This window comes from Roseovarius amoyensis, from assembly GCF_003260265.1.
GTDB lineage: Bacteria > Pseudomonadota > Alphaproteobacteria > Rhodobacterales > Rhodobacteraceae > Roseovarius > Roseovarius amoyensis.
Genome location: NZ_QITQ01000001.1, coordinates 54,138 through 69,484, shown reverse-complemented (window position 1 = coordinate 69,484; position 15,347 = coordinate 54,138). Strand labels below are relative to the sequence as shown.

The following is a 15,347-nucleotide window of genomic DNA, read 5'->3' as shown; positions in this document are numbered from 1 at the left end:
GCGCCCGCGCGGGGACGCGGTAAAGAACGGCTTTTGCCTAAAATGCGTCAGAATGCCGGACGATCCTGTTCGCCGATCAAGGGATCGTGCGCGCGGCACTCGTCTGCGCGCCGCTCCGCAAGCCCGGGATACGGGCAGGGCCGAACGGAGGTCGGGACAATGAGGACATTTGCAACCATCGCCGCGCTGGCGGCTGGCCTGGCGCTGAGCGCCTGTGCCGGCGCGCCGGTCGAACAGGCATCGCGCAACGCGCCGGTGCCGGGGCAGGGAACAGCGGACGAGGCGTCGCAGCCGGGCCGGCTGATCGCGCCGGAGGCCATGCACATCGCGTCGGTGCGCGTCCGCGTGCCACGAGAGCTGACAGTATCAGAGGCCAACCGCTTCTATCCCGGTGGCGATATCGTCTGGCGCGAAGACCCCAAGGGCGACCGCCATGAACAGGTGCGCCGCGTCGTCGAGGCGGGCATCATGGAGGGCGTGCGCGGGCTGGGCGATACCGGCCGCGCGGCCGTGCTCGATATCGAAGTCTCACGCTTTCACGCCCTGACTGAAAAGGCTCGCCGCAGCACAGGCGGGGTGCATGCGATCCAGTTCACCATGCAGATGCGCGACGCCGAGACCGGTGCGCCGCTGGGTGAACCCAAATTCGTCAAGGCGGATTTCAAGGCGCTGGGCGGACAGGAGGCAGCCCGCGCCGAGGCGCAGGGCCTGACCCAAAAGGTGCGCATCACCCGCCACCTGGCGCAGGTGATCCGGACCGAGCTGGCCGACCCCCAAGGTTATCACGCGGCCAATCTGGGCCTGATCGGGGCGCTCAACCAACTCTGATCTTTTCCGCGGCGGGCAAACCCCGTAAGGGGGCGGCATGACGCTGCCTTCTTCATCCTTGCCCGTGATCCGCCTGCGGCCCAGAACCGACGCCCGTGCCATCCGCCACGGGCGGCCGTGGATTTATGACAACGAACTGGTCACCGACCGGCGCACCAAGGCGCTTGCCCCCGGCACCATTGCCGTGCTCGAGGACGCCGGACGAGAGCCGATGGCGGTGGTGGCGGTCAATCCCGCCTCAAAGATCATGGCGCGGGTGCTAGATCTTGATGCCGGCGCGGAGATCGCGCTGCCCTGGCTGGTGGACCGGCTCGGCGCGGCGCTGGCGCTGCGGGAACGGCTTTACGACGCGCCGTTCTATCGCCTTGTCCATGCCGAGGGTGATGGCCTGCCCGGCGTGGTGATCGACCGTTTCGGCGACGTGGCGGTGATCCAGCCCAACGCCGCCTGGGCGGACCGGATGCTGCCCGACCTTGTGGCGGCGCTCAGGCAGGTAACTGGGGTCGAAACCGTGCTCAAGAACGCCGCCGGGCGTGCCCGCGCGCTGGAAGGGCTGGACGATGTCAGCGCCGTGCTGGCGGGAACGGCGCCGGAGGGCGCGGTGCCGGTGCCGATGAACGGGGCGGTCTACATGGCCGACCTGACCGGCGGGCAAAAGACCGGCCTTTTTTATGACCAGCGGCCCAACCATGCCTTTGCGGCGCGGGCGGCGAATGGCGCACGGGTGCTGGATGTGTTCGCCCATGTCGGCGGCTTTTCCCTGGCGGCGCTGGCCGCCGGCGCCCAAAGCGCGCTGGCGGTTGACGGATCGGCCCCGGCGCTGGAACTGGCGTGCGAAGGCGCGGCGCGCAGCGGTGTCGCGGACCGGTTCGAGACCCGCCGCGCGGATGCCTTTGACGCGCTTTCCGCACTGGGCGAAGAGGGCGCGCGTTTCGACGTGGTGATCTGCGATCCGCCGGCATTCGCGTCCAACAAGCCCGCGCTCGAGGCCGGGCTGAGGGCGTATGAGCGGCTGGCGCGGCTGGCCGCGCCGCTGGTGGCCGAGGGCGGCATCCTGGGGCTGTGTTCGTGTTCGCACGCGGCCGACCTGGGGCGTTTTCGCACTGCGTCATTGCGCGGGATCGGGCGGGCCGGGCGCAAGGGGCCGCTGATCCATACCGGCTTTGCCGGGCCGGACCATCCCCAGCATCCCTATCTGGCCGAGAGCGCGTATCTCAAGGCGCTGTTCTTTCGGCTGTGAGCGGGGTCATGAAGGCGCTGCTGGATGCCTGCGTGATCTATCCAACCGTGATGCGGCAGATGCTGCTGGGCGTGGCGGCGCGCGGGGCGTTCACGCCGCTGTGGTCGGCGCGCATCGTGGCCGAGTGGCAGCACGCCGCCCGCAAGCTGGGCCCCGACGCCGTAGCGCAGGCCGAGGCTGAGGCGGTGCTGTTAAGGCGCGACTGGCCACGGGCAGAGGTTGCGGTGCCGCGATCGCTGGAATCCCGCCTGTGGCTGCCCGACCCGGCCGACATCCACGTGTTGGCGGCGGCAGTGGCGGGGTCGGCCGACCTGATCATCACGCTGAACGCGCGCGATTTTCCCCGTGGCGTGCTGGCCGAAGAGGGGCTTTCGCGGGCCGATCCTGATGCGTTCCTGCTGGGCCTGTGGAAGGCCGCGCCGGCCCCGGTCGAGGAAACCGCGCAGGCCGTTCTGGCCGAGGCGCGGCGCCTGTCGGAGGGCGGCTGGACAATGCGCGCGCTGCTGAAAAAGGCGAAAATGCCGCGCTTGGGCAAGGCGCTGGAGGGCGGCGGTTAGGGTAATCCCTTTGTGCATGCGCCCCGGGCTTGACCCGGGGCCCCACTGTCGCCGGTTGAGCCGAGGCCCCGGGTCAAGCCCGGGGCGGGTTAAACCCGGTCGCATGCGATGCGCATGGCAACGGTTTGACCCGGGGGCGTCGAGCAGGGAAACCTGACCGGATTGCGATCAGCCCCGAACCCTGCTCAGGTGCCCCATTTTGCCTCAAGCGCCTCTATCGCGGCGATGCGTTCTTGCGTCTTGGGGTGGCTCATCAGCCAGGCGGGTGCCGCGCCGGATCGGGCATGGGTAAGTGCATCGAGCTTGGTGAACAGCGATTTCTGCGCCCCGGTGCCGATGCCCGCCTTGGTCAGCAGCGCGGCGGCGTATTCGTCGGCCTCGTATTCGTCGCCGCGCGACAGCCGCGCCGCCAGCAGCGTGGTCAGGCCATTGGCGATCCAGATGCCGATGCCGGGCAGGAACCGCGACAGCACCATTGCCAGCGCCGTGCGCAGCGCGTTCTGCCCGGAAAAGTCGATCATCCGCCGCCGCGCATGGCCCAGCGCCACATGGCCCATCTCGTGCGCGATCACGCTGGCCATCTCCTCGGCGCTGATCTCGCCCTGCTGGAACTTGCGGTAAAAGCCACGGGTGATGAAGATGCGCCCGTCGGGGTCGGCCAGGCCGTTCACCGGGTCGATCTCGTAGATCATGACGGGAATGCGCGGCAGATCAAGCACGCGCGCCAGCCTGTCGACCACCTGCTTGAGGCGCGGATCGGCCAGCTCGGTCGAGCGCGCGTTCAACTCGCCCCGCGTGCGCCAGACCGAAAAACGGTACATGGCGAGGGCATACAACAGGGCCAGCAGGATCGGGGTAAACTTGAGCATCCCCCGAATATGGGGCAGGGGACCCGGCCCGGCAAGCCGCCGCAAAGGGGCGTAAGAGGTGCAGTTGGGGGGGGGAACCGGAAATTCCCGCGCGGGGCTGGGGGCCTTGGGATATGTCTGCCCCGCGCGGGCAACTCTTCAATCGAATGTACTCGTAACTGACATCTGACAATCTGCCATCTGATCCGAGCGGGAATAGGGCGCCGGCGCGGTCATAAAGGGAAGGAATTTCCGCAATTCTGCCCAGGATTCCCCTAAAACGTGTGGCGAACATTCACCTTTGTCCCTGGGGGCGGTGTGGGGCGCGTTCAGGGCATATCTTGGCGGTGGGCCAGGGTGTTTCGGGGCACGAAAGTTTCGGTGCACAAAAAAGGGGGCGCCCGAAACGGGCGCCCCCCAACTAGTTAACCAAAGCGCGGCCGCGCTTACTCTTGCATAAGTTCTGGGTTTTCCGCCAGCACCCGTGCCTCGCGCACCTTCAGCGTCGGGCGCACCGGCTTGGAATAGGCGGTGGCGTCCTCGCGCAGTTCGGGGAACAGCGCCAGGATTTCGTCGCGCGCGCCCTCGGCAAAGGCGCCCAGACCGACATGGCCGGGGTGGAAGCTTTCCGAGGGGATGCCCTCGGCATAGATCAGCTCGTGCTGGTCGAAGAGGATGTGGAAATAGTCCACGTTGCCGCCTTCGAGCTGGAACACCGTCTTGTCGTTGATCAGCGCCTTGGCGGGCACCAGCGCCTCTTGCCGGCCGAACATCAGTTCGACATGCCATCCGCGTACCAGCATCCGGTGCTGGGGCGACACGCGCAGGTCGCGCTCATTGCCCATGGCGCCGCGACGGATCACCACCGGGGCCAGACGGCCCGTGGCGGGCACCGTGGTGGAGCCGATCCAGCGGATCTTCTGGAAACCGTGATCCATGGTGATCACTTCGTCGCCAACCTTGAGTTCCTCAACCGGGACAGAGCCGTGCCGTGTGGCAATCAGCGTGCCGCCGACGAAACAGGGGACGTTGGTGTTGTCATAGGTCAGGTCCGACCCGGTGACGGCCCCGCCGCTGCCATCCTGCAAGGTCACGTCGACCTCGCCGATCTGGGCGGAATAGTCGGTGCCGCCGATCTCACCATCGATATGGCCATCCTCGGCGTCGGCGCGCAGCATTTCCAGCGCGCTGTCAAAGTCGCCGCCGGCGGCGTTGACGTCGGCCAGGGTAGAGCTGTTGTAGAACCCGTGCAGGTTGATGAAGTCGTTGTTGGTCTGGTCGCCGTCATTGATCGGCCCGGTATCGCCGACGCCGAAATCGGTGACGGTGTCGGCGCCGTCGTTGCCGAATTCGACAAAGACGTCATTGCCGTCGCCGCCGGTCATGACGTCGTCATCGCGCCCGCCGGTCAGACTGTCGTCGCCCTGGCCGCCGATCAGCGTGTCTTCGCCCTCGCCGCCGTGGATGGTGTCGTCGTCGATCCCGCCATCCAGGTAGTCGTTGCCGCCCTGGCCGTGGATTTCGTCGTCGTCATCCTCGCCATAGACCACGTCGTCGCCCAGGCCGGCAAAGATGGTGTCCATGCCGTTGTTGGTCACCTGGTCGGGGCTGGGAAGCCCGGTGTCGTCGTCGGTGATGTTCAGTTCGTCGGGATAGCTGGGCCCGAGACCGCCATAGATGGTGTCGTTGCCGCTGCCGCCCTCGACGAAATCCGACCCCTCGCCCGAGGTGATCAGGTCATCGCCGCGGCCGCCGTAAATCTCGTCGGCGTCGATACCGGCGTTGATGGTGTCGTTGCCGCCGCCCGACACGATGGTGTCGGCGTCGTCGCCCGTGGTGATGTGGTCGTTGCCAGAACCGGTGGTCACCGAATCGCGGTCGTCATCGGGGTCGCCATCGGCAGGGAAGAGCCCCGGATAGCCCAGGTCGGGCAGGGCCGAGGTGCCGGCGTCAGACGAGGTGTCGATGACGTTGTCGCCATCCATGTCCACGACCACGTCATTTCCGTCGCCGCCGGTGATGGTGTCATCGCCCTGTCCGCCGGTCAGGGTGTCGTCGCCCGGCCCGCCATCGACCACGTCGTTGCCGGTGCCGCCGTCGATGACGTCGTCGCCCTCGTTGCCGCTCAGCGTGTCGTCGCCGCCTTCGCCATAGATGGTGTCGTCGCCGATGTTGCCGTCGATGACGTCATTGCCGTCGCTGCCGCCCGAGGAAGGATCGGAGGTATAGGTGACATGACAGTTGTCGAGCGAGGCGCCCGAGGTGCCCAGGTCGACGGTGACGATGACGTCGTCGAAATCCGAGTCGCCCAGGTTGTCGCGGTCCTCGAACCCCAATGTGACCGCGCCGTCAGGCGCCTGATCGATCAGGCCGGTATGCGGCAGGCCATCGGTGTTGAGCCCGACATTGGCGCCGTAGCCTGACGAATAATACGTGCCTTCGGGGCTGATGATGCCGACACCGATCACCGCGCCGGGGGCGGCGTCATAGGTGAATGTGGTGCCGAGGTCGTCCTTGACGTTGGCCGACAGCAGCTGCTGGTTGGAAATGGCCCCGGTGACCGGGTCAATCGTGTAGACGAAGAGCTGGTTGTCGAACGCCGCTTCGCTTTCATCAACGGTGATGGTGATGGGCGAGGTTTCGCCGCCGCCGCTGCCGCCATAGATCAGGTCGTCGCCGCCGGCACCGTCGATGGTGTCATCGCCGCCGTTGCCGTAGATGGTATCGTCGCCATCGGTGATCTGGTCGCCGCCCTGGTCGGTGGGCGGGTTGGAGTCGTCGTAGCCGAGACCCATGTCTTCGCCGGTGTTCTCACCGTCGACGATGCCGGGGTTGTTGGTCGGGGCCATGATGCATTCCTTTATACTGATGATCGGCCAGCCTGGCGGCGGCGCGTTACTCATATGACGCGATCTTAGTAGCCGAGAGTCGCGCCAGAAACAAACGCGTCATTCCGTATAATGAAATCAGTTGGTGATTGTGGCGAGATTTGGAAACATTTCAGGCAGGGTATGCCCCATTTCACGCACAATCTCGACACAATCGCGCTGCCGCAGCCGGGCGGTTCCGCGTGCGAACAGCCGAATCGCCACCGCCCGTTCGGGCTCTGTGTTCAGGCGGACGCAGAGCGTGCCCTCGGGGCCGTTCCACAGGTAGCCCTGGTAATGGGCCTGTCGGTAACGGTCGAGAAATTCTGACCCGACCCGCGCCGCGCCGCCGGTATCGCGCAGCGTCCGGGCGGTTATGCGGGTGACGTCGACGGGTTCGAAATGCGCCAGCAGCACCGACACCAGGTCGCTTTCGAAAAAGTCGGTCTCGGGAATTTCGCCGGGGGCGGTGGTTTCGACCAGGGCAACCTCGCCATCGCGCGGCAGCACCGCGATGTCGCACTGCGTTCGCCGACCCTTGAGCGCCGCATCCACGGCCCTGGATATCGCGTCGATGCCGGGCGGGCTGAAGAACGCGCCTTGCACCCGGTCGCGCATCCCGGCGGTGCCGATGACGTGCATCTTGCCCAGCTGGTAACGGACGAAGCCGCCTTCGATCAGGGCGTGGATGGCGCGGTGCACGGCGGTGCGGCTCAGGCCGCTCAGCTCGGTCAGCCGTTGTGGCGAAACGGGGCCATGTTCCAGCACCAGCCGCAGCACCAGCAGCGCCCTGCCGGCCGATCCCGTGACCGGGGCGGGGGGGCGGCCCTTGCCGCTGTCGTCGCTCATTTGCCGGCCCTGCTTTGCGCGGCTGCCCCGGCATCGCGCGGCAGCGTTGCGGGCAAGGTCCCGTCATAGGTGCGTTCGGCCAGGCTGGCGGCGGCGATCCCGCGCTTGAGCACGTTGATAAACTTGGCCTCGGCCCGGCTTAACCGGCTGGCGGGGTTCGTCACCAGGTGAATGTCGACCGCGGGCGGCGATGCGTAGGGCGGCAGCCGCCACAGCGTGCCCGCCGTGATGTCCTGGCGCACGACATGCAGTGGCAGCGGGCCGATGCCCAGCCCGCAGGCGATCATGCGGCGCACCTCTTCCAGGTGGCTGGAGCTGCCGACGATATTCTGGTCCAGCTCGTTGTCGCGGCGAAAGATCGCCACGGGGCGCAGGGCGTCATCCATGCTGTCGGTGTCGAACGACACCGCCGCAAGGCCGCGCAAATCGCCGATTTCCAGCTCTTTGCGCCCATACAGCGGGTGCGGCGGGCCGCAGAAGAACCCGAAATATTCGCGGTAGATATGATCGACGTTCAGGCGGGCGGGGTGGCGGTTCAGCAGGCAGATGCCCAACGGCGCGGTCTTGTCCATCACGCCGCTCAGCACCTCGCGGCTGGTCTCGACGCGGATCTCGAACGTCACGTCCGGATAGATGCGGTGAAAATCCGCCAGCGTGCGGTCGAGAATCGGAGTGACGACATAGCTGGCCAGCAGGATCTGGACATGGCCGGTCAGGTACTTGGTGGCGGCCTGCGTCAAATCGCCCAGCCGCGCCACCGCGCCGTATATCTCGGTGCATTCGCGGTAGAGCGCGCGCCCCGCCGTCGTCAGCCGAAAGGTGCCGCCGCCACGTTCGATCAGCCGGTTGCCAAGATGTGCCTCGAGCCGCGCCAGCGCCGCCGAAACCGTGGGCTGGCGGCGCAACAGCCGGGTCGCCGCGGCGGTGATGCCCCCCTCTTCGACGATCACCACGAAGGTGCGCAGCAAATTCCAGTCGAGGTTGGTGACGAACTTGTCGGGCACTCTCGTCAAGGGGGCATCATTCCTGTCTATGTGTCGGATAGGTATTATCAATTTGGGGGATTTCGCCCGGCACTGCAATAGTTTGTCATGTGAGGCCCCGGCGGAAGAGGGCCAGAACCAACGGGAGAGAACTAGATGACAACCTTCAGATTGCTGGCCGCCACCGCGGCCGGTGCGCTTTTGGCGACGGGTGCCTATGCGGTGGACTGCCCCATCAAGATCGGCGGCATCGCGCCGCTGTCGGCCCCCGGCACCGTGGTCGGCGGAGAGGCAATGCGCGAGGCGATGCTGATCGCCGAGGAAGACATCAACGCGGCCGGCGGCGTGCTGGGCTGCGACATCAAGGTGGTGATCGGCGATTCCGAAGGTCTGCCGGAAAAAGCCACCGCGATCATGGAAAAGCTGATCGCGCAGGATGGCGTCGCGGCTGTCGGCGGGGGCTATCACAGCTCGGTCGGCGTGGCGTCCAAGGACGTGGCCGACGCCCGTGGCGTGCCGGTCGTCTTTGCCGAGACCTGGAACGACACCATTACCGGCGACAAGCAGAAATACATTTTCCGCATCGCGCCGCTCAGTTCCTGGGCCTCGGCCACGATCTGGCAATTCGCCCTGACCGTGCCGGACGTCAAGAAGGTCGCGATCCTGACCGAGAACACCGACTATGGCATTCCCGCCTCGCAGGAAACCGCGCGCGGGCTGGAAACCGGGGGCGTTGAAAGCGTGACCTTCTCGGTCGATATCGGCACCCAGGACTATGCCGGCATCGTCCAGCGGATCAAGGCCGAGAACCCCGACATGATCATCACCCTGGTCACGGGCGAGGCGGCCTACAACTTTACCCAACAGGCGGCGGATGCCGGTATCGGGCCGCTCGACATGCCATTCGTCACCGGGCAGGACGCGCTGGAATCAGGCGCCTACTGGCAGAACGTACCCGACGGGCAATATGCCTTTGTCCAGCGTATCGGCGTGCCCGAAACCCAGTTCAGCGACAAGGGCCGCGCCTTTGCCGCCAAGTACAAAGAGCGGATGGGCAAGTCGGACGTGGAAAGCTATGCGATGGAGGCATATGACTCCATCGCCGTCATCGCGCAGGCGATCGGCGAGGCCGGATCGACCGACGGCGACGCCATCGTCGCGGCGCTGGAAGGGATCGTGCACGAAGGCACGCTGGGGCGGATCTATTTCCCCTACGGCACGCAGAAAGACCCCTCTGAGGATGGCAAGGGCGACGAGTGGTGGCACCAGTGGCCCGACCCGGCGCTGACCATGATCCAGTACCAGGACGAGGGACAGGATTCGACATCGGCCGCGATCGTCTATCCGGATGCCTACAAGACGACCGAACCGGTCTTTGTCCACCAGTGACCTGATACCGATCACGCCCGGGCGCCGCTGACAGCGCCCGGGCGCACCGACATACGAGGCCGGGATATGAACCCGGTTCATTCGAGGGGGTGACCTTGGAATTTCCTGTGCTCTTCTGGGGCGTTCTGGGCTGGATGATATTCTGGGGCGTGTCCGGAAGCATCCTGATCCGGCGCCGCTATCTGGCCCGCGACCTCGACACATCGAACGCAACCTTCATTGGCACCATGGCTGGCGCTGCGCTGGGGCCGGTGGGCATAGCCGCGGTCTGGGCCGGCACGCCGCGCGCGTCGGGATACCTGAGCACCGCACTGGCGCTGCTGGCGGTGTTGATCATCGCGGTCACGTTCAGCTTTGCCGATCCCGACAATATCTGCGTCACCTCGGGCGGCTTCGTGGCCAGCCAGGTGGTGAACGGGCTGATCATCGGCATTATCTACGGGTTCATGGCGCTGGGGCTGTCGTTGATCTTTTCGATCCTCGGCGTCGTCAGCTTTGCGCATGGCGAATTCTACATGATCGGCGGCATGCTGGTTTACTGGATCACCGAGGTATTGATGCCCGGGGTCAACCCGCTGATCGGGGTGCTGGGCGCCTGCGCCGTGGCCTTTGTTATCGGCGCGGTGTTCGAGCGGCTGATGCTGACGCCGATGTATCACGGCAAGATCGACCGCCCGGTCGAATACGGTATCCTCGTCACCTTCGGCCTGGCCTTTACCCTGCAATACTTTGTGCAGGCGGTCGCCGGTGCGAGCCCGGTCAAGGTGCAGCGCTATGTCGAATTCCCGCGCTTTCGCTTTCCGGCCGAGGCTGATCTGGTCTGGATCAAGACCAGCCGCGGCAGCATGACGCTGTTCGAGCAGGTCACCATATCCAGCCCCCGCCTGAGCGCCGCCGTCACCTGTATCCTGGTGCTGCTGGCGCTCTTGTACTTCATGCACCGCACCTGGACCGGCAAGGCGCTGCGCGCCGTCAGCCAGGACCGCGAGGCCGCCGCCATCGCCGGCATCAGCCCCGACCGCATGAACATGCTGGCATTCGCGCTGGGCGGCATGATTGCCGCGCTGGCGGGGGCGCTGCTGGTGCAGGCGTTTTCCTGGCTGCCGCAGGTCGGTGCGATCCCGGCGATGCGGTCTTTCGTGATCGTGGTGCTGGGGGGGCTGGGCTCGCTGCCCGGCGCCTTCGTCGGCGGCATCATGGTGGGTCTGGTCGAGGCCGCCGGCACCGGCTGCATCCCCGACGCGCAAAAGGCGGCAAGTTACATCCCCGCCTACGGGATGATCGTGCTGACGCTGACGCTGCTGTTGCGCCCGACCGGCATGTTCGGCCGCCGCTTCGCCAGCGGCTCACACGGCCAGCTTTGAGGGGGATGTGATGACAGGTATCGTCAATATTTCATCTCGCTTCACCGGAGCAAAGCAGGCCGGGATGCTCTTGCCGGGCGATCATTCACATGACGTGCGGCGCTTTCGCCTCTCCCCTGAGGGTAGCCTCCGACCGCGGGTGGGGGTGAAGCCCCCGCCCGGGGGGGCGGTCGGGGGCTGCCCGGCGGTGCCGTCGGGCGGAACGAGGATTAGTAGCGATCAAGGTTTTCGGGCTGCCGCATCAGAGGTGAACCCATGAAACGGCAGATACCCAACATCGCCGGCGCCGCCTTTCTGCTGCTGCTCGCGGTCTTTCCGCTGACCTATGGCGGGGCGGATTACGACTATGTCATGCACATCCTCATCACCGGCTTTTTCTACGCCATCCTGGCGGCCAGCTGGTCGATGCTGTCGGGCTATGCCGGGCAGTTTTCCTTTGGGCACATGGGGTTCATGGCGATCGGGGCCTATTCCGCCGGGCTTTTTCGTCACTACATCTATCTCTCGCCCGAGCCCACGGGCCTGTGCGCCGAAACGCAGTTCTTCGGCCAGTGGCTGGTGGTGGTCAATCCCATCGGGGTCACATCAACCACGCTGACCCAGGACTGTCTGCGCCAGGCGATGGATGCCTGGGCCGGCAGCGTCGAGGTGACGGCGATGCCGGTGCTGCTGGGCGTCGTCCTTGGCACCCTGATGGGGGCGCTGGCGGGGTTCCTGGTGGGGATGCTGGTGCTCAGGCTGCGGGCGGCTTACCTGGCGCTTTTCACGCTGGGTTTTTCGGAAATCCTCAAGGCCACGATCTCGGCCGAGATCGACATCACCCGCGGGCAGGCGGGGCTGGAGCTGCCGGCGCTCTATCCCAGCGGTATCACGCTGTTTGGCAGATTTTACGAACCCACTGACAAGCTGCCGCCCTATTACACCATGCTGGGGCTGCTGCTGATCTGCCTGATCATCCTCGGCTGGCTGGCGCATTCGCGCTTTGGCCTTTTCGTGCGCGCCCTGCGCGAGGATCAGGACGCCGCCGCCGCGCTGGGCGTGAACACCACGAAATACAAGGTGCTGGTCTTTTCCGTCACCTGTTCAATGGCCGCCGCGGCGGGCGCGGTGCAGGGGCACTATGTCCAGATCATCACCCCCAACATGCTGTTCCTGCTGCAGATGAGCCTGGTCGTGGCGATGGCCGTGATCGGCGGGATCGAGAACTTCGTCGCTGCCGCCATCGGCGCCATAATCCTGCAGGTGCTGCTGGAAATGCTGCGCAACAGCTTTGTCATCGGCGGTGTCGAGGTCGACATGACGATCTGGCGGCTGGTGTTCTTCGGCATCCTGCTGATGATCACGCTCAGGTTCTTCCGCAACGGTCTGATCGCGCCGATGATCGCCTATTTCCGGCGCCAGGGCGTGGCCGAGGAAACCGTGGCCAAGCGCGCCTCTACCGTCACCGGCCCCGAGGGCGGCCCCCACCGAACGGAGGCACCGGATTGATACATCTCAAGGTCACAAACCTGCACAAGCGTTTCGGCGGCAACCATGTGCTCAAGGGCGTCAGCTTCGAGGTCAACGGCCCCGAACTGATCGGCCTGATCGGCCCCAACGGGGCCGGCAAGACGACGCTGACCAACATCCTCGACGGGGCGATCAAGCCCACCAGCGGCACGGTCTACCTCGGCGAACGGCGCATCGACCAGTTTCCGCCATTCGAGGTGGCGCGCGCGGGGCTGGGGCGCACGTTCCAGGTCACGCGCTCGTTCCGGCGGATGACGGTGCTGGAAAACCTCTTTGTCCCGGCGCTGGCGCTGGGGCATTCCCGTGGCCGGGCCGAACTGACCGAACAGGCGATGGAGGTGCTGGAATTCCTGACCATCGACCATCTGCGCAACGAACACGCGCAGGCGCTGTCGGGCGGGCAGCAAAAGCTGCTGGAACTTGGCCGCCTCCTGATGCTCGACCCCGACGTCATCATCCTGGACGAGCCCTTTGCCGGCGTGCACCCCAGGCTGATGGAGGTGATCTATGCCTATATCCGCCGCGTCAACGACGCCGGCAAGGCGATCATCCTTATCAGCCACCAGATGGATTCGATCTTTTCGCTCAGCGAACGCCTGCTTGTGCTCAACTTCGGTGACCTCATCGCCGATGGCCCGCCCGACGAGGTCAAGAACGACCCCGCGGTGATCGAGGCCTATCTCGGCGCCGAAGAGGAGGAGACGGCATGACCGAACCCGCCACCGTTCTGGAAATGAGGGATCTCTCGGTCGGCTATTACCGCGATCTGAACATTCTGTCCGACCTCTTCATCAAGGCGCGCAAGGGCCAGATCACCACCATCCTGGGCGCCAACGGCGTGGGCAAGTCCACCGCGCTCAAGGCCGCGTTCGGCTTTCTGACCCCCAACAAGGGCGACATCCTGATGGAGGGGGAGTCGATCCTAGATATCCCCCCGCAGGAAAAGATCCTCAAGGGGCTGGCCTACATCCCGCAGCAGCCCGGCGTGTTCAAGGACATGACGGTCGAGGAAAACCTCGAACTGGGCGGCTGGACCTTCCGCCGCGACCGCCGCCAGGTGCGTGACAAGATCGAGGCCAACTATGAACGTTTCCCCGCCCTGCGCGACAAGCGCCGCCAGGTCACGGGCGAGCTGTCGGGCGGCCAGCAACGCATGGTCGAGATCGGCCGCACGCTGATGTCGGAGCCGCGGATGCTGTTGGTGGACGAACCCACCGCCGGCCTGTCCAAAATGCTGGCCGAGGAGGTCTATTCCATGCTGGTCGATCTGTCGCGGATCGACGGGCTGACCATCCTGCTGGTCGATCAGGAAATCCGGCACGCGCTCAAGATCGCCGATTATGTCTATGTGCTCGAACTGGGGCGCAACAAGTTCGAGGGCCCGGCGAGCGAGTTCACCGACCTCGAAAAGGCGTTCTGGGTGGCCTGAGGCAGCAGCTATGAACGCAAACGCCAGGAGCCATCTTTTCTACCAGTCCCGCACGCGCCGCCCCCGACTGGCGCGGGCCGAGGGCGTTTATCTGTGGGATGTGGACGGCAAGCGCTATCTCGATGGTTCGTCGGCCGCGATGGTGTGCAATATCGGCTATTCCAACCCCCGGGTGCTGGCGGCGATGCGCCGGCAGATGGAGGTTTCGACCTTCGGCTACCGGCTGCATTTCGAAACCGAACCGGCCGAGGCGCTGGCGGCCCGGGTGGCGGGGCTGGCGCCCGAGGGGCTGGAGCGGGTCTTTTTCGTCTCCGGCGGGTCCGAGGCGGTGGAAACCGCGATCAAACTGGCGCGCCAGTATGCGCTGGCGCAGGGGCAGGCGCAGCGGTTCAAGGTGATCTCGCGCTATCCGTCCTATCACGGCGCGACACTGGGGGCGCTGGCGCTGACCGGCTATGCGCCGATGACCGCGCCCTTCGATCCGATGATGCGAAGGATGCCGAAAATCCCGGCGCCGCGCGCCTATCTCGACGGGCTTGACGCCTCTGACCCGGAAACCGGCCGCCACTATGCCGACATGCTCGAGGATTGCCTGCTTGAGGAAGGCCCCGAAACGGTGCTGGCCTTCATCGTCGAGCCGGTGGGCGGTGCATCGACCGGCTGCCTGGTGCCGCCTGCGGGCTACATGGCGCGCATCCGCGAGATTTGCGACCGCTACGGCATCCTGCTGATCCATGACGAAGTGCTGTCCGGCGGCGGGCGAACCGGCACCTTTTTCGCGGCTGACACATGGGGCGTCGCGCCCGACATCGTGGCGCTGTCAAAGGGGTTCGGCGCGGGTTACATGCCGCTTGGCGCGGTGGTGGCGCATGATCGCGTGGTTGATGCTGTGATGGGCGCGGGCGGCTTTGTCCACGGTTTTACCTATGCCGGCAACCCGCTTGCCTGCGCCGCCGGGCTGGCCGTGATCGACGAGATCGAAGACCAGGGGCTGATGGCGAACGCGCTAGACGTCGGCACCCGGCTTGGCCAGCGGCTGCGCGCGCTGATGAACCGATACCCAATGATCGGCGATGTGCGCGGCCTCGGCATGCTGCAGGCGTTCGAACTGGTCGCCGACCGCACCACGATGGCGCCGCTGCCGGCAGAGCTGAACGCCTATGAGCGGCTGGTCGAGGCCGCCTATGCCGAGGGCCTGATCCTCTATTCCCGCCGCACGCGCGGGGGGTATTCGGGCGATCACTTCATCCTCGCCCCGCCGATGATCGCCACGCCCGCCCATGTGGATGAAATCATCGAGAAACTCACTTGCGCGCTCGACCGCTTCGCGGCCGAGGCGGGGCTCTGACATGCACCCCATCCGTTGCCACCCATGCCCGCACCACGGCGCTGACATCAGCCGCCGGTCGCCTCCGGCGGGGATATTTTCAAACAGAAGAAGCAGGCAGGGCCGCGCCCCCCTTCTTCTGTTTCGCAAATATCCC

General features: G+C 65.8%; 13 protein-coding genes. 9 read left to right on the top strand and 4 right to left on the bottom strand.

Going from position 1 to position 15,347, the window contains the following annotated elements; genetic code table 11:
- Nucleotides 1-159: 159 nt before the first annotated feature.
- From DL899_RS00300 to DL899_RS00290, 3 genes are read left to right on the top strand one after another with little or no spacing between them, the layout of a single operon-like run.
- Nucleotides 160-828 (top strand): DUF6778 family protein, encoded by a 669-nt coding sequence (locus DL899_RS00300; RefSeq protein WP_111731772.1) that lies wholly within the window; start codon nucleotides 160-162, stop codon nucleotides 826-828.
- Nucleotides 829-865: 37 nt separating this feature from the next.
- Nucleotides 866-2,068 (top strand): RSP_2647 family RNA methyltransferase, encoded by a 1,203-nt coding sequence (locus DL899_RS00295; RefSeq protein ID WP_111731771.1) that lies wholly within the window; start codon nucleotides 866-868, stop codon nucleotides 2,066-2,068.
- Between the two features lie 8 nt (nucleotides 2,069-2,076).
- Nucleotides 2,077-2,625 (top strand): RSP_2648 family PIN domain-containing protein, encoded by a 549-nt coding sequence (locus tag DL899_RS00290; RefSeq protein ID WP_111731770.1) that lies wholly within the window; start codon nucleotides 2,077-2,079, stop codon nucleotides 2,623-2,625.
- Nucleotides 2,626-2,810: 185 nt separating this feature from the next.
- On the opposite strand, the gene DL899_RS00285 is transcribed toward DL899_RS00290, so the two are convergent.
- From DL899_RS00285 to DL899_RS00270, 4 genes are all read right to left on the bottom strand, one after another.
- The gene (locus DL899_RS00285) at nucleotides 2,811-3,494 is read right to left on the bottom strand and encodes a M48 family metallopeptidase (protein ID WP_111731769.1); all 684 of its coding nucleotides are present in this window, start codon (nucleotides 3,492-3,494) and stop codon (nucleotides 2,811-2,813) included.
- A 425-nt stretch (nucleotides 3,495-3,919) separates the two neighbouring features.
- Nucleotides 3,920-6,322, bottom strand: a complete 2,403-nt coding sequence (locus DL899_RS00280; protein ID WP_162685444.1) for a Hint domain-containing protein — start codon at nucleotides 6,320-6,322, stop codon at nucleotides 3,920-3,922.
- A 117-nt stretch (nucleotides 6,323-6,439) separates the two neighbouring features.
- The gene (locus DL899_RS00275) at nucleotides 6,440-7,189 is read right to left on the bottom strand and encodes a helix-turn-helix domain-containing protein (RefSeq protein ID WP_111731767.1); all 750 of its coding nucleotides are present in this window, start codon (nucleotides 7,187-7,189) and stop codon (nucleotides 6,440-6,442) included.
- Nucleotides 7,186-8,193: a LysR family transcriptional regulator gene (locus DL899_RS00270; protein ID WP_239494566.1), complete on the bottom strand. Its 1,008-nt coding sequence runs from the start codon at nucleotides 8,191-8,193 to the stop codon at nucleotides 7,186-7,188. Before DL899_RS00270 ends, DL899_RS00275 begins: the two co-directional genes overlap by 4 nt.
- Before the next feature lie 135 nt (nucleotides 8,194-8,328).
- Between DL899_RS00270 and DL899_RS00265 the strand changes: the two genes are divergently transcribed.
- The 6 genes from DL899_RS00265 to DL899_RS00240 all read left to right on the top strand — a co-directional run bounded on the left by DL899_RS00265 (nucleotide 8,329) and on the right by DL899_RS00240 (nucleotide 15,211).
- Nucleotides 8,329-9,561: an ABC transporter substrate-binding protein gene (locus tag DL899_RS00265; protein WP_111731765.1), complete on the top strand. Its 1,233-nt coding sequence runs from the start codon at nucleotides 8,329-8,331 to the stop codon at nucleotides 9,559-9,561.
- Nucleotides 9,562-9,656: 95 nt separating this feature from the next.
- A complete protein-coding gene (locus DL899_RS00260; RefSeq protein ID WP_111731764.1) occupies nucleotides 9,657-10,925 on the top strand; it encodes a branched-chain amino acid ABC transporter permease in 1,269 nt (422 codons plus the stop codon).
- 255 nt (nucleotides 10,926-11,180) lie between these two features.
- On the top strand, nucleotides 11,181-12,413 hold the full coding sequence (locus tag DL899_RS00255; protein ID WP_111731763.1) for a branched-chain amino acid ABC transporter permease: 1,233 nt from the start codon (nucleotides 11,181-11,183) through the stop codon (nucleotides 12,411-12,413).
- Complete coding sequence (locus DL899_RS00250) at nucleotides 12,410-13,144, top strand: ABC transporter ATP-binding protein (protein ID WP_111731762.1); 735 nt, start codon at nucleotides 12,410-12,412, stop codon at nucleotides 13,142-13,144. Before DL899_RS00255 ends, DL899_RS00250 begins: the two co-directional genes overlap by 4 nt.
- Nucleotides 13,141-13,863, top strand: a complete 723-nt coding sequence (locus tag DL899_RS00245) for a branched-chain amino acid ABC transporter ATP-binding protein (RefSeq protein ID WP_111731761.1) — start codon at nucleotides 13,141-13,143, stop codon at nucleotides 13,861-13,863. Before DL899_RS00250 ends, DL899_RS00245 begins: the two co-directional genes overlap by 4 nt.
- 10 nt (nucleotides 13,864-13,873) lie before the next feature.
- Nucleotides 13,874-15,211, top strand: a complete 1,338-nt coding sequence (locus tag DL899_RS00240) for an aminotransferase family protein (RefSeq protein WP_111731760.1) — start codon at nucleotides 13,874-13,876, stop codon at nucleotides 15,209-15,211.
- The last annotated feature ends 136 nt before the right edge of the window (nucleotides 15,212-15,347 follow it).

What these genes read in the sequence shown, in the direction of transcription:
- DL899_RS00300 (WP_111731772.1), top strand. Translation starts at nt 160, where the DNA reads ATGAGGACATTTGCAACCATCGCCGCGCTGGCGGCTGGCCTGGCGCTG.
- DL899_RS00295 (WP_111731771.1), top strand. Translation starts at nt 866, where the DNA reads ATGACGCTGCCTTCTTCATCCTTGCCCGTGATCCGCCTGCGGCCCAGA.
- DL899_RS00290 (WP_111731770.1), top strand. Translation starts at nt 2,077, where the DNA reads ATGAAGGCGCTGCTGGATGCCTGCGTGATCTATCCAACCGTGATGCGG.
- DL899_RS00285 (WP_111731769.1), bottom strand. Translation starts at nt 3,494, where the DNA reads ATGCTCAAGTTTACCCCGATCCTGCTGGCCCTGTTGTATGCCCTCGCC.
- DL899_RS00280 (WP_162685444.1), bottom strand. Translation starts at nt 6,322, where the DNA reads ATGGCCCCGACCAACAACCCCGGCATCGTCGACGGTGAGAACACCGGC.
- DL899_RS00275 (WP_111731767.1), bottom strand. Translation starts at nt 7,189, where the DNA reads ATGAGCGACGACAGCGGCAAGGGCCGCCCCCCCGCCCCGGTCACGGGA.
- DL899_RS00265 (WP_111731765.1), top strand. Translation starts at nt 8,329, where the DNA reads ATGACAACCTTCAGATTGCTGGCCGCCACCGCGGCCGGTGCGCTTTTG.
- DL899_RS00255 (WP_111731763.1), top strand. Translation starts at nt 11,181, where the DNA reads ATGAAACGGCAGATACCCAACATCGCCGGCGCCGCCTTTCTGCTGCTG.
- DL899_RS00245 (WP_111731761.1), top strand. Translation starts at nt 13,141, where the DNA reads ATGACCGAACCCGCCACCGTTCTGGAAATGAGGGATCTCTCGGTCGGC.
- DL899_RS00240 (WP_111731760.1), top strand. Translation starts at nt 13,874, where the DNA reads ATGAACGCAAACGCCAGGAGCCATCTTTTCTACCAGTCCCGCACGCGC.